Here is a 16488-nt window from a genome sequence, read left to right on the forward strand (position 1 = left end):
ATTTTATCGATTATTTTTTTTGTTTTTACAAAAAATTTATTTTATGTTTGAAAACCCAAATCTAACAAACATGAAAAAAACTACCCTACTCATTCTTTTATTTTCTTTTAGTTTGATCAAATCTTACTCGCAAACAAAATCTTCGAAAGGAAATTCTACCGAAATTCAAGAAACAGATTTTAAATACAAAAGAATTCAAATTTCAAAAAACTCACCTGACGTCATCAAAAAATTAATGGAGGCTGGAGTCGATATTGATTGCGGTGTAATCAACACTGAATCCTATATACAACTAGAACTTTCTGAATACGAATTAGGGAGGATTAAATCCGTAGGATTAAACTACAAAATAATAATTGAAGATTTAACAAAATTATATTCTGAAAGAGCAAAAAAAGATATGCCACAAGCACAGAATGATTTGCTCAGAGAAAAAAGACATTCAAAAGCAAACAAATCATTGAGCGTAAAAAGTGTTATCATTGGTAATATTGGACAACAGAATGACTGCAGCGAAATCAACTTTGTTACACCAACTAATTTTACTATCCCTTCAACTTTTGGAGGTTGTTTAACCAATAGTGGAATGGCAGCAGAATTAGATAAAATGCAACAATTATATCCAAATTTAATCTCTGTAAAAGCAAACATTTCTCCAACAAATCAACTAACTCATCAAGGAAGACCTATTTATTATGTAAAAATATCTGACAACCCTTCAATAAATGAAGCGGAACCAAATGTACTTTACACGGGTATGACCCATGCCAGAGAAGTTAGCAGCATGATGAATACTATATATTATATGTGGTATTTATTGGAAAATTATAACTCAGATCCTTTTATCAAAAATATAGTTGATAATACTGAATTGTATTTTGTACCTATAGCGAATCCTGATGGATTATCTTGGAACGAAACTATTGCTCCATCAGGCGGAGGAATGCAACGCAAAAATTTAAGACCTGGAGTTTGTGATGCTGGAAATACAGCATCTTCCAACAATACAAGAGGGGTCGATTTGAATAGAAACTATGGTTACTATTACGGACTAACTGGATCATCTACTGTTTTATGCGACAATACATATAGAGGAACAGCAGCATTTTCGGAACCTGAAACTCAAATGATGAGAGATTTTGTTTTAACAAAAAGTTTCAAAACTGCTTTAAATCATCATTCCTATTCAAATCTGCTTCCACATCCAATTAATGGAAAAGCAGGAGTAGTAACTGGAAGAGAAAATGAATTTGCAAAGTTTTGTCATGATATGACGCAATACAATAGATATGTTTATGGTCCTGCTCCCGGTATATTGTATGCTGCAAGTGGTGATGCAAGCGACTGGATGACTGGTGGAACTAATGACGGAACTGGTTCAACCGGATCTGGAAAAAACACTTTATCAGTATCTCCAGAAAACGGAAGTTTGGCTGAAGGTGGATTTTGGCCTAGCCCAATAAACATTACTGCTATTGCAAAAAGAGCCTTGAGAATGAATTTAATTTCTGCTTATTACGCAGGAAAATATGCTAAACTTCATGACCTTACACAAAGTAATATTACTTCCTTAAATTCAAATTTAACATTTGGAATAGAAAGACTAGGTCAGACTGCATCAACTTACACATTAACTGTTACTCCTGTTTCCAGTAATATTGTTTCTATAACTTCTCCAGTTGCTCAAACTGGGATGACTGTATTAGAGCAAAGAAATGTAACTGCTACAATGCAATTAGCTGCTGGGGTTTTACCTAATCAAAAAATTGAGTACAAAGTTTCATTAAGTAATGGTGATTATGTTTTATATGAAGCTAATTTTATAAAATATTACCAACCTACAGTATTATTTACTGATAATCCAGACACTAACTTACTTACTAAATGGACTCAAGCTGGAGGTACTTGGGTAAATTCTACCAATGCCTATTCAGGAACAAAATCAATTACTGACGCATCTACCCTAGCATATGCCAATAATATAAACAAAACACTTACTACTGCTACAACCTCCAATTTATCAGGTGCAACCAAAGTTTTAGTACAATATTATGCAAAATGGGACTTAGAAAGAAATTTTGATTTAGTTCAAATTCAAGGCTCAACCGACGGAACAACTTGGACGCCATTGTGTGGAAATTACACCAAACCAACATCTACAACAGAAACTAATCAACATGCCACTAAATCATCTACTAATAACTTCCAGAATACTGCTGGTGGTGGTGGTGTTTTATATGATGGTGATCAAATGGGCAAATGGGTAATGGAAGAAATTGTAATTGATGCAACTAACAACTCCTTTTTAGTTGGTGCAACTGCAGCTAGATTCAGATTGTATATGAGAACTGACAGTTCAAATGCTACAGATGGCTATAATACCACTTTTGATGGCTTTTATTTAGATGATTTCAAAGTACTAAAAATCTTAGATTTATCTGCAGCCCCTATTGCCATTTGCAAAGACGTAACTTTATCATTAAACAGTAGTGGTACATTAACCGTTTTACCTGCTGATGTAAATAATGGATCTACTGATGATGTTGCAATTACATCTATTTCGGTTTCACCAAATACATTCAATTGTTCACACCTAAACTCGCCACAAGCCGTAACTCTTACCGTAACGGATGCTGATGGTCAAACTGCGACATGCACGTCGAATGTAACAATAAAAGATACAACTGCTCCGGTAGTTCCTACTTTAACCACTGTAATCAGCCAAAATGATGTAACTCTTACTGCTCCTACAACTACTGATGTATGTGCAGGAACCATTACAGGAACAACTGATACGGTGTTTCCTATAACTACACAAGGTACAACTGTTGTAGTTTGGACTTTTAATGATGGAAATGGGCAAGTTGTAACAGCTAATCAAAATGTTGTTATAGACAATACCGCTCCAACGGCTCCATCTTCATTAGTAGCAGCCGGAACAACTCAAACTGCTACCAATTTATCTTGGACTGCAGCAACTGACGACACTGCGGTAACTGCTTATGATGTGTATCAGGGAACTACCTTGAAAGCTACTGTAACAACTACTTCCTATGCCGTAACTGGATTAACAGCCTCTACTGCCTATACTTTTTCTGTAAAAGCTAAAGATGCTGCAGGGAATATCTCTACTGATAGCAATATTCTAAATCTAACAACTTTAGATCCCGTTTTGGATACCACTTCTCCAACAGCCCCTGCAACATTAGTGGCTACCGGAACAACTCAAACCACTACCAATTTATCTTGGACAGCTTCTACAGACGACACAGCTGTAACTGGTTATGATGTATATCAGGGAGCTACTTTGAAAGCTACGGTAACAACTACATCCTATGCCGTAACTGGATTAACAGCTTCAACTGCATATACTTTTTCTATAAAAGCCAAAGATGCTGCAGGAAACATTTCGACTTCCAGCAATGTTGCAAGCATAACAACATTAGCGCCTATTGTAACTTATTGTACTTCTAAAGGAAATAGTGTTGCCAGTGAAAAAATTGGCAAAGTAGTTTTTGGGACTATCAGCAATACTTCAACAGGTGGAACGGGTTATGAAAACTATACTGCTCTTTCAACAAATGCGACTAAAGGGACGGCATACACTATAACAATAACACCGTCTTGGACCTCAACAAAGTACAAAGAAGGATATGGTGTTTGGATCGATTATAATGGTGATGGTGATTTTGCAGATACCGGAGAACAAGTATTTACAAAAGCTGCTTCAACAACAACTCCAGTTAGCGCAACAATTACTATTCCTACAACAGCAACAATTGGAGCTACCAGAATGAGAGTTTCCATGAAATACAATGCAATCCCAACTTCTTGCGAAACATTTGCTTCAGGACAAGTTGAAGATTACACCATTAACATTGTTGGTTCTGCAGCTAAAATGATTGAAAGCAATAAAATCATTACAAATGAGATTGTGCTTTACCCTAATCCAACAAAATCAATATTAAATGTAACTTCAATTTCTGAAAACGCAACATACTATATTTACAACTTAATAGGTCAAACTATTATGAAAGGTAAATTCTCTGCTAGTTTCATTGATGTTTCTGCTCTAAATGAAGGAAATTATATTCTGGAAATTACAGATAAAGAAACAACTACAATAAAGCGATTTATTAAAAAATAATGCCTTACTAATCAAACTTAAAAAGCTATCCTAACACGATAGCTTTTTTTTGTTATATAAAAGAAGACTCCTACTTAAAAAAACAACTCCCATTTTGCATCACATTTTGATGAAAAAAGATTAAAAATCATAAAACACTGAATTTAAACGCTAATATTTGCTTTTTATCGTTAAAAAGGCATTGTAGTTAAAAATAAATATTTTATTTTTGGCCTGTTAAATTATTTTTTTTATAGTAATTAACTGATAATTAAAACCAAATTAAAAGTAAAAACGTAAATGACAGTGTAATCGCTCCATTTTCAAAACTATTACAGTCCTTATATAAATACCACATCAAGAATAATATATGAATAGAACTATACTTTTCACAAAAAAAATATTTCTGGCTTTAGCTTTTTTATTTATTACTTCCGTTGGATTTTCTCAATCTCCTAAAACTTATTCTTCATCTGGAACTTTTACGGTACCCGCAGGAATTACTAGTGTAACTGCACAAGTCTGGGGGGGCGGTGGAAAAGGAAGCACGAGAGGTACTAATGGTAATGGCGGTGGCGGTGGTGGTGGTGCTTATGCAAGCCAAGCTGTAACTGTAGATGCTCTTAATCCTACCTACACTGTTACAGTGGGTACAGGAAGTACAACAACAGCTGATGGACTAGACTCTTGGTTTTCTACGGCAGGTACTGTCCTTGCAAAGGGTGGTAAATCTCAAGCAGACAACACTCCTGGTGGAGCTGTTGGTGGCTTAGCCTCCACAAGTATAGGAACAACAAAATGGAATGGAGGTACTGGAGTTACTGGCGCTGTAGCTTATGGTGGTGGTGGTGGTTCATCAGCAGGCACAGGAGCTGTAGGAGTTACTGGATTGCTATCAGCAGGAGGAGTTGCTCCCGCTGGAGGTGGAAATGGCGGAGATGGTAAAAATACAACTCAAGGCGATGGATCACCTGGTGTAGTTCCTGGCGGTGGCGGTGGCGGTGGCTATAGAACTTCTAACGGGACAAGAAATGGTGGTAATGGAGCAGATGGTAGAGTAATTCTTACTTGGACTTGTCCAGCCGCTGGATATAGTTTAACAGGTACTTCAATAGCTTCACCATTGTGTAATACAAATGGAGCAGTGGTTACACTTACAGGAGGAACAGGTTTACCAACAGGAAACTACACCGTAACTTATACCCTTACTGGAACAAATGCTGCAACAAATGCTACAGCCACTATGAGTGTAACAACTGCAGGAACAGGAAGTTTCACTACAACAGCATTAGCTAACGTAGGACTTACAAATATTCAAATCACCAATCTTTCAAGTGGTGTATCGCCAGATAATTGTACTAGTGCTATAAGTAGCGGTAATACTGCCAGCGTTACGCTAACTACAGTACCTAATCAACCAAGTACCATAACAGGAAATACAAGTTCTTGTTTAAATACGTCACAGACCTATAGTGTCACAGCAGTAGCTGGTGTAACTTATACATGGTCATTCCCTGCTGGTTGGGTACAAACTGCAGGAACAACTACTAACTCTATAACCGTTACTACTAGTTCAACAGCTGGAAATGTTAGCGTTACTCCATCAAACAACTGCGGAAACGGCACAGCAAGAACTCTCGCAATAACAATAACTACGCCAACAGCCAATGCAGGTAGTGCCTTAAGCGCAATATGCCAAGGAGCAACATCAGCGGCATTAGGAGGATCTTTTGGAGGGACTGCAACTGCAGCAATATGGTCTGACGGCGGTACAGGTGGAACTTTTACCAATAATACAGGGTCAACTCCTAATACTACAACTTGGACTCCCCCATCCACTTATTCAGGGACAGCAACCTTAACACTAATCACATCAGGTGGTTCTTGCGGTACAACAACTGCCTCAAAAACACAAGTCGTAAATCCAGGACCTACCACCGCTACTGTAGGTAGTTTTCAAACTATTTATGCATCATTCGTTTCTACCTCATTAGGCGGCAACACTCCTAGTATTGGTTCTGGAGCATGGTCTAAAATATCTGGTCCAGGAACAGCTACATTTAGCGCTGGAACTTCGGGAACTTCAACTGCTACTGTTACATTAAACGGGGCTTATGTATTCCGCTGGACTATCACGGGTACTTGTGGTTCAAGTAGCGATGACATTACTGTAACTTACTTACCCTTTAAGGATCCTGAATATACTATTTTATACGAAAATTTTGATAATAGCAATGGTAGTTGGACATCATCTGGAACAACAGGCGTTTGGGGATATACAAATACAGCATCATCTGTTCACAGGGGAGAAGGCAATTTTTGGGCAGTAAATACAACTTCAAATCTTTACCCTAATAGTGCTTTAACATATCTTACGAGTCCTGCCGTTAGTACCACTGGCTATACGAATGTAAAACTCTTTATAGATGTAAGATACGACACTAATAATGACACTGATGATGGGATGCAATTACAGTACAGTACTGATAATGGCAGTACATGGTCTGTGCTAGGAGCTGGGTCTACTTCTTTTTATAATGCTACTAATGTTAATGCACTATCAGCTTCATTAACAAATACTGACGGATGGAATAATGATAGTTATTCATACAGCCCGTCAAAAAGCTCTACTGTATACTCTCAATTTCGTGAGAAATCAATACAAACCAGTGTTTTAGATAACAAAGCTACACTAAAATTTAGAGCCGTTTTTGCATCTGATGGAAGTAATCAAGATTCGGGAGTAGCAATTGATAATTTTATTATTAAAGGTGATCCCACAATTGCTTTCACAGATCCTGTCTCTGGACCAGGAAGTATTAACAGTAATTTGAAATTATGGTTAAAATCAAATACTGGAACTAATACCACAACAGATGGTACTTCGCTGGGAACTTGGAGCGATCAGGCTTTCAATAACAACTCCGTCGGAATTACTGGAAACAGCCCAGTTTTTAGAAATAATGCAACACGAAATATTAATTTTAATCCAGTAGTAGATTTTACTGCTGCTTCCTCTCAATTGATGAAAGGAAAAGGTGGATTCTGGTCACAAGATTATTATGTTGTAGTAAAAACTAATGGAGTGATTAATAATTCCGCAGCCAGCAGACAAGTACCTATTTCCGGTCGTCTTTCAGTAGATAGCTTTGAAGTAGACGGAACCGCTTTAGGCTTAGGAGATTTCACGGCACGTTACACAGATGAAATGGTTTCCCATAATATTAATTCAATCCCAGACAGTCCCCCTACACTTACTAAAAGTTATGGTAGAGCTTATAAAAGCTCAACAGATAGTTACAATCAACAAACCATTATTTTTAATATCAAAACAAATAGTTCAGGAACGGCATCTGAAATATACAAAAATGGTAAAAGAATAGACAATACAACTGGGTTAGCAACTGATAACGGGACCCTGAATTTTTCTGAATTCAATAATCTTCAATATAATTTAGGTGTAGGACGCTTTACATTAGGTGGTAATGTAGGCTCCTATTTAGACGGAAGAATGACGGAAATAGTTAGTTATTCTGCCCCTAAATCAGTTTTAGAACAACAAAAAATACAATCTTATCTCGCCATAAAAAATGGAGTAACACTTCATGACACTGGCAGTACTACTGCAGATGATCTTTGTGATGCTAATTATGTTGATTCATCTGGAAATACCATTTGGGATGCTACTGCCAATACTGGTTATAATTACGATATTGCAGGAATTGGTAGAGATGACAGTACGTTATTAAATCAAAAACAATCCAAAACAGAAAATCCAACATCCGATATTAGTGTGGGATTGGGTGATTTATTAGATGTAAACACAAACAACACAAATACCTTTGATACGAACCAAAAATACTTAGTTTGGGGTAACAATCATGGTACTTTAGCCGCACAGACTCCGGTAATAGTAAACATAAGTTCCGGAATCACTTCTCCATCTACTTTAACCAGTGATGTAAGTTTTGTTTCTGTGGGAAGAACTTGGAAAGTAGTGGAAACAGGTGGAAATGTTGGTACTGCAAAAGTATCTATTCCTGCAACAATGCTTACTGCAACTATTACACCTCCAGGAGATTACTTAATGTTTATATCCGATACTCCCGTTTTTAATCCTACGGCAGAATACCGTATTATGACTGTCAATGGTTCAAATCTGGAAACTACCTATGATTTTGACGGAACAAAATATGTGACTTTTGGATATGCACCAGAAAAAACGTTTGTACGTTGCATAAAATTTGATGGTGTCAATGATTATTTAGATGCAGGAAAAGTATTAGACTTAAACACTTCATTTACTGTTTCAGCTTGGGTAAATAGAAATAGCGTCAATCAAACTATTCTTTCTAAAAGAGACAGCGGTTTCTCTCAAGGATATGACTTAAGCATTAATGCAGCAGGAAAAGCTGAGATGAGTTGGTATGTAGGTGTCGCTAAAAAAACAATTACTTCTAATGTGGTAATACCATCCGGATACTGGCATCATATAGGAGTAACTTTTGATGGTACTACAGCTAAAATGTACATAGATGGTGTGAATAAAATAAGTACAGCGGCAGGAGTTCCTACTGCAACAACACAATCTTTTCTTGTAGCTGCAGCTGACGGAGTAACTCCAACATCTTTCTTTAATGGTTCAATTGATGAAGTACGTGTTTGGGATGTTGCCCTTACTGATGCTCAGTTTCGTTATGTGATAAATCAGGAAATTTTAAGTAATGGTACTTTAACAAATGGTGCTATTATTCCTAATACAATAACATTGAATAATATCAGCAGTATTCCTTGGGCAAATCTAAAAGCCTATTATCCAATGTCAACCTATACCTATACCAATGCAAAAGACATTTCGAATAATCATTATACCGCTGCACTACGAAATCTTACAACAGTAGATTTACAAACAGCTCCATTACCTTATGAGTCAGCTGCAAATGGAAATTGGCAAACTATAGGAACCTGGACAAACAGCACCTTACAAGATTTACCAAACAGTTCTTCAATAGAAGACAACACAAAAACTATTGATTGGAATATTGTTAAATCATCCCATACCATTACTTCAACAGGAAACAAAACTGTTTTGGGATTGTTTGTAAATAGTAACACACTTACAGCAACTTCTGCTTCAGGATTACAAACTGATGGAACAAAAATTGAAGTTTCGCATTATTTAAAATTAGACGGGAAAATTGATTTAGTGGGAAGATCACAATTGGTACAAACTGAAGGCAGTGACTTGGATGTGACCAGTGCTGGCTCAATTGAAAAAGACCAACAAGGACAATCAAATAAATTCAATTATAATTATTGGAGTTCTCCTGTAAGTCCAATAAGCACAACTGCTAATAACACTAATTACACTGTAGGGGGTGTATTAAAAGATGGAACAAATCCAGCTGTTCCAGTCAACATCAATTGGGTTACAGGTTATGATGGTTCTGCAACAACTCCTATTAGTTTAGCAAAATATTGGATTTATAAATTTGACAATGCCGCTAATCTTTATGCCAATTGGAATCAAATTTTTGAAACTGGGACTATTCCCGTAGGACAAGGATTTACATTAAAAGGAAGTGGAGCTGCTACTGCAACTCAAAACCTAACTTTTACAGGAAAACCAAATAATGGGACTATTACAAGGACTGTAGGAGCTACACAGTTATTACTGGTAGGAAATCCATATTCATCAGCATTAGATGCTAATGCTTTTATAACAGACAATAGTGGCTCTATAGACACTACAACACCAACCGCAACTGATGGTGCTCTGTATTTCTGGGAGCATTATACTGGAAACGGTACCCATATTTTAAGTGGATATCAAGGTGGATATGCTGTTCGAAATGCTGCTGCTGGTGTTGCACCAAGTTCAGTAGGAGTAGATTTTATTAGTACTTCTGGTACTTCTCTTCGGGCAGCCCCAAATCAATACATTCCTGTAGGACAAGGATTCTTTGTTATTGGGAATGCAACGGGAGGAACAGTCACTTTCAAAAATAGCCAAAGAGCATTTGTTAAAGAAGATAATGCCGCTTCACAAACTATGTATCGTATTCCAACAAAACCAAAAGGATTAGATCATTGGACAGATAATAGTGATGACCAAATAGAAAAAGACACCTACAAAAGAGTTCGTTTAGGATTTAACAATTACAATGAAGTTTTTCATAGACAAGTAGTTGTTGCCTTTATGGATGAAAAAGCAAATAGTGAGATAAACGAAGGATATGATGCTGAGAATATAGACGATGTTGATACCGATATGTATCTGGTAAATTCAGATAAAGAGTTAATCATTGAAGGCGAAGGATATTTTAATGAAGATGCCTCCTACCCTATTGGTGTTCGGTCAAATGCTGCAGGAAAAGTCTCTTTCGTTTTAGATGGCTTAGAGAACTTTGATGATAGTCAATCTATTTTTATTTATGATAAATCAGATGATACTTACCATAATATAAAAGACGCTTTGTATGAAGTAGAACTTCCTGAAGGAACTATTGATGATCGCTTCTATCTTCGCTTCACTGACAAAACCCTAAGTGTAAAAGATCAAGTCTATGAAAATGCTATCCAAGTAGACTATATTCGCTCTACTTCTATTTTGACTATTATAAATAATTCTAAAGACAATACCGTTAACACCGTATCCCTTTTTAATATTGAAGGAAAATCTATTTCTAAATGGGATATAAAGGATAAAGACCAAACGAATATTAAACTTCCTATTCAAAGTATTGCTTCAGGAGTTTATATCGTAAAATTAAAAACCTTGAAAGGAACAATTAGTAAAAAGATTATTATCAAATAATAAATTAAATATTGCCTTACATAAAAGACTTCTCAAATTGAGAAGTCTTTTTTTTTGTTTTTTAATGCTATAAAATTTAAACGCCAAATACAATTCCTAAGTATTAAATAACATTGATTTATAAATCATCAGAAAAAAATAAACTATCAAAATTTTTTTATTGTTTTATAATATTTTATAGTTTTTTACTTACTAATTAAATAAAAACATTCATTTAATCGATTATATCAGCTTTTAGTCTAAAAAATAAAACAAATTATTTAAATTTAATATCGCAATTTTAATTGTTTTTCTGAACTGATTTCATCTGGAATAAAAAACATATATCATAATTAATTAAATCGAAGAAAATTATGAAGAAAATCTACTTAAAAAAAAGAAAGTACAATTTAATATATTTATTATTTTCGATGCTGTTCTTTGTTGTGTCTTTTCAAATAGAAGCACAACAAGCTCCTACTTCTCCGCAAGTAAATTTTGCGCAAAGAACTTCTTCAGCCACACCAGCTAAAACAATATATAATGTCAAGGGCGATTTTACAATGTTAGGCAATACCAACTTAACGCTTATTAATTACGCTACCGGAACTGACAATCAGAACAATGCAATGAAATATGTTGATATTGATGGTAATTCCAGTACTTTGAATTCTTCTATGGCTACACTTGAACTTTCAAATTCGGGGGAGAATAGTGCCAACCAAAATTGTTCAACCGTGCTTTTTGCTGGCCTTTATTGGACAGGAAAATCAGATGACGCAAATGAAACATTTTCCATTAACAACACAACTATTGTCCATAATTCTACCATTCCATACACTAACTATACAATGACCGTATCTCTAGGAGGATCAGGTCCAAATAATTATTATCCCATTTATACTTTCACAGGTAATAGTCATACTTACGCCTTTAATTTTACCAATGCAGCTACGTCAGGTACTTCTACCGTTACGCTTACTTTAGACGGAGTTGCACAACCAGCTATTAATGTTACCTACAGTTCCGGAACGGCAACATTTTCCTATACATCCAATGCTGCATACGGCTCCCCCTTTACTATTAATAGTTTAACAAGAAACACATCAAAAAACCAAAGTGAACCTCAATATCAATCTAACAGTTATGCCAATGTTGCTTACTCACCTTCTAAAAATTACGACAAAAAAGTAGTTTCTTTAAAAGGCCCCGGAGCTACAACTTATACCACCATCACGGCTAAACCAAACGGTGCCACTTCTGATATCCGTTTCCCTGGATCATCCAACAGTGGGATTTTTATTGGTTATCAAGAAATTACCGATTACGTAAAAACTTATGGACCAGGAGCATATACTGTTGCTGACATCGCTTTGAAAGAAGGAACAAATTCTAATCCTGGTCTATCGGGAGGTTGGTCAATGGTTGTTATTTATGAAAACCCTCTAATGAAAAGCCGAGCCGTAACCGTTTTTGACGGCTATGCTTATGTAAACGGACAGCTTGCAGCAACTTCTCCTTATACTGCTCAGGGCGAATATGGAACGATCCCCATTTCAGGATTCACAACAGTTGGATCAGGGCAAGTAAATATGAAACTCGGAGTAATGACTGCTGAAGGAGATGCAAACTTAACAGGAGATTATCTGTCAGTACAAAAACTAAATTTAGATCCAACTGTTTATCCGACAAACTATTTGGTGTTAACTAATCCAAGTAATAATACAACCAATAACTTCTTCAGTTCTTCCATTTACCCAGTACCAGCCTCTGGTACAAGTAGTCCTATTTTACAAAACAATACAGGAGTTGATTTCAGCATGTTTACAATTCCAAATTCATCAAATTCAATCATAGCCAATAATCAAACTGCTACTACTTTTAGATTTGGTTCCACTTCTGACGTATTTACTATTTTCGGTTTTGCTATGTCAGTAGATGCCTATATCCCGGAACCCAAAGGATTAATAAGCGTAACTTCGATTAATAATGTTCCGAACCCTACCATTTTAAATGCATCTCCGGGGCAAACAATCAACTACTCCCTCAATATTACTAACGAAGGTACCGAAGCCACGAATAACACAATAGTTGCAATCCCCATTCCGGCAACCGCAATTTTCCATACAGGAACTATTGTATACCACACTTATAATGGTTTCACCACGACGAACGTTCCTTATTTTGATTCGGCAACAAACAAAATTATTTGGAATTTAGGAACATTACCCATCACGTCTGGTCATCCCGAATATATATATGCTGATATAAGCTTTACCCTCGATGTTACAACAGATTGTGCGATTATATTAAATGCAGGTTGTAGCCCAGAAGTTTCTTTAGAAACAGGTACAATAACGGGTACGGGTGCTACATCGGGAACTTCATTTACAAAATATTTTTTTCAAGGATATGATTCAACCTCTTGTCATTTACCAATAGATGGCTCAATTAAAGTAGCAATAGCTACAACTTCTTGTTTGTCCACATTAGCTGGACCAGATCAGACAACTTCTTGCGGAGGAGAATATGTTACATTAGCAGCAACATCTGGAACAACAGGAGCATGGTCCATCGTTAGTGGACCTACTGGTGGTGGAGAAATTTTCTCGAATAATACAAGTCCCACCACAACATTTTATAGTCCTAATGTTGGTGTATATACATTAAAATGGACGACATCAAGTTGCGCTTCTTCTTCAGATACTGCAATTGTTACTCTTATGCTTTGTAATGTTGTCAATTTTGATGGAATCGATGACAATATTAACTTTAAAAATAGCTTTAATTTAAACAGTGGTAATTTTAGCATAGAAGTATGGGTAAAATCAAATGCGACTAATGGCAATACTCAAACTATAACTTCAAAACACCTTAGTACGAATTCGACTGATGGCTATGATTTAAGATTAGTAAACAATTTCATTTCATTCAATTGGAACAATAACTCCATAATCGCCACTCATGCAATAGACACTAACAGATGGTATCACATTGGGGTTACTTTCGACGGTACTAACTATAAATTGTACATTGACGGAATATTAGACAAGACCACATCAGGCGTAAACCCAACATTGAATACTGTTGATTATATCATAGGTGCTATGAGTCAAAACACCAACACACCCTATAATTATTACAATGGCTATGCAGATGAACTCCGTATATGGAATGTTTCTTTGACAGTTGATCAAATTCGCCAAATGATGAATCAAGAAATCACAAATGATGGCCTTGGTAATGTAAAAGGAGTAATAGTACCTAAAAACATCAGTGGATTAATTTGGACTAATTTGGTAGGTTATTATCAAATGAATCGAACAAGTGATATCAACAATGGCTATTTAGTAGATAAATCCGGCAATTCCAAAAATGGTAAATTGAAAGGTATCTATGTCCAAGAGCCGGATACTGCTCCAATACCTTATACCTCAGGAACTAATGGTAGTTGGGAAACAGATGCCACTTGGACTAATTATCCTGTTTGGGATGTACCCAATAGTGTTGGTATAGATAATTCAACAAAAATAGACTGGAATATAGTTAAAACATCACATAATATTACTTCTAATGGCAATAAGACTGTTTTAGGATTGTTAGTGAATAGTAATACATTAAGCGCCGCAAATGATTCAAAAATTGAAGTTTCTAGTTATCTGAAATTAGATGGAAAAATAGATTTAGTAGGAATGTCACAGTTAGTTCAAACTACTGATAGCGATTTAGATGTTACCAGTTCCGGATCAATAGAAAGAGACCAGCAAGGACAATCAAACAAGTATAATTATAACTATTGGAGTTCTCCAGTAAGCCCTATAAATACTACTGCTAACAACACCAATTATAGTGTTACTGGTGTTATGAAAGATGGTACTACAACAACTCCTCAAAACATTAACTGGATTGGAGGTTATGATGGATCTCCAACAACTCCTATAAGTTTAGCGCGATACTGGCTTTATAAATTTGATAATTATGCCAATGCTTATGCTAATTGGTTTCAAATATTAGAAACAGAGGCATTGCGTGTTGGGCAAGGATATACATTAAAAGGAAGCGGAGCGGCATCAGGAACCCAAAATTATACTTTTGTTGGAAAACCAAATAACGGTACAATTGCAACAAATACCGTAGGTGATGATCAATTATTGTTAACCGGTAACCCCTATCCATCTTCATTAGATGCAGATGCTTTTATAACTGACAATATAAGTTCTTTAGAAACTTTCACAAGTCCGTCTATTGATGGAACGCTATATTTTTGGGAACATTACGCCTCTAATAACACTCATATTTTACGCGACTATCAAGGGGGTTATGCTGCAAGAAATTTAACCGGTGGATTAGCTCCTTCGGCAGCAGGAGTTGATTTTATTAGTCAAGCAGGTACCCCATCAAGAGGCATTCCTAATCGATATATCCCAGTAGGACAAGGCTTTTTTGTAAACGGAAAAGTTGGTTCGGGTGGTACGGTTGTTTTTAGCAATAGTCAAAGAGCCTTTCATAAAGAAAATGAATCTTTAAATTCTAATGTGATGTATAAAATTATGCCCGTTAAAGACAACTCTTGGAACAACAATAATAATGACCCTGTTATAAATAATACTTATAAAAAAATTCGTTTGGGATTCAATTCGCATAATGATTATCACAGACAAGTGCTTTTAGGATTTATGGATGAAAAAGCTACCAGCGAAATGGATTACGGTTATGACGGTTTAAATATTGACGATTTCCCTAATGATATGTATTTATTAAACGGAGAAAATCAACTTGTAATTGAAGGGGAAGGTTTTTTTGATGCCAGTGCCTCCTACCCTATTGGCGTAAAAACAGATGCGGAAGGAACTGTAAAATTCATGATTGATGACTTAGAAAACTTTGGCCTTGAACAAACTATTTTTATTTATGACAACGATACGGATATGTATCATGATATTCGCAATGAAATATTTGAAATAAACCTTCCTGAAGGGGAAAACAATACCCGTTTTTCACTACGTTTTACTGACAAAACATTGAGCGTTGATGAGAAAATCATCAATGATAATGCGATTAAAATTACTCATTTACAAAATGGAAACACACTTGTAATCAATAATAATTTATTGGATGCAACAGTTAAAAAAGTTACTTTATTCAATATTATTGGTCAATCAATAAGTACTTGGGAAATTAAAAATCAAGATCAAAAAAATATTCAACTACCAATTAAAAAAATAAGTTCCGGTGTATATATCGCAAAAATCCAGACTACAAAAGGAGATTTTAGTAACAAAATAATTGTACCATAACCCACAAAAACTAATTTTAAAAATATAAAACTGTCTGAAAAGGCAGTTTTTTTATTTCAAAATCAACTTTAAATGACGAAAAAACGGAAATATATAAAGTTAATTTCCTGAAAACGAGTAGTTCATCGGATGATAAAATCCTTTCATCGGAAAAAAATTTTTTTTTAAAACAATATCATCCTAAATAGTTAATTTTAAGGTATGTAAGCCTTATACATTAAAACAAAAACAAATAAATAGTACTCCGAGCACAATTCTTCTTATTACTT

3 protein-coding genes are annotated in these 16488 nt (G+C 35.5%); all 3 read left to right on the plus strand.

Annotation, left to right across the window (positions count from 1 at the left end; genetic code table 11):
* Nucleotides 1-70: 70 nt before the first annotated feature.
* On the plus strand, nucleotides 71-4147 hold the full coding sequence (locus tag OA85_RS17055) for a M14 family zinc carboxypeptidase (RefSeq protein WP_197056084.1): 4077 nt from the start codon (nucleotides 71-73) through the stop codon (nucleotides 4145-4147).
* Nucleotides 4148-4496: 349 nt separating this feature from the next.
* Nucleotides 4497-10943: a LamG-like jellyroll fold domain-containing protein gene (locus tag OA85_RS17060; protein ID WP_052257242.1), complete on the plus strand. Its 6447-nt coding sequence runs from the start codon at nucleotides 4497-4499 to the stop codon at nucleotides 10941-10943.
* 353 nt (nucleotides 10944-11296) lie between these two features.
* A complete protein-coding gene (locus OA85_RS12135; RefSeq protein WP_082014166.1) occupies nucleotides 11297-16219 on the plus strand; it encodes a LamG-like jellyroll fold domain-containing protein in 4923 nt (1640 codons plus the stop codon).
* The last annotated feature ends 269 nt before the right edge of the window (nucleotides 16220-16488 follow it).

The organism is Flavobacterium sp. AED, from assembly GCF_000812945.1.
GTDB lineage: Bacteria > Bacteroidota > Bacteroidia > Flavobacteriales > Flavobacteriaceae > Flavobacterium.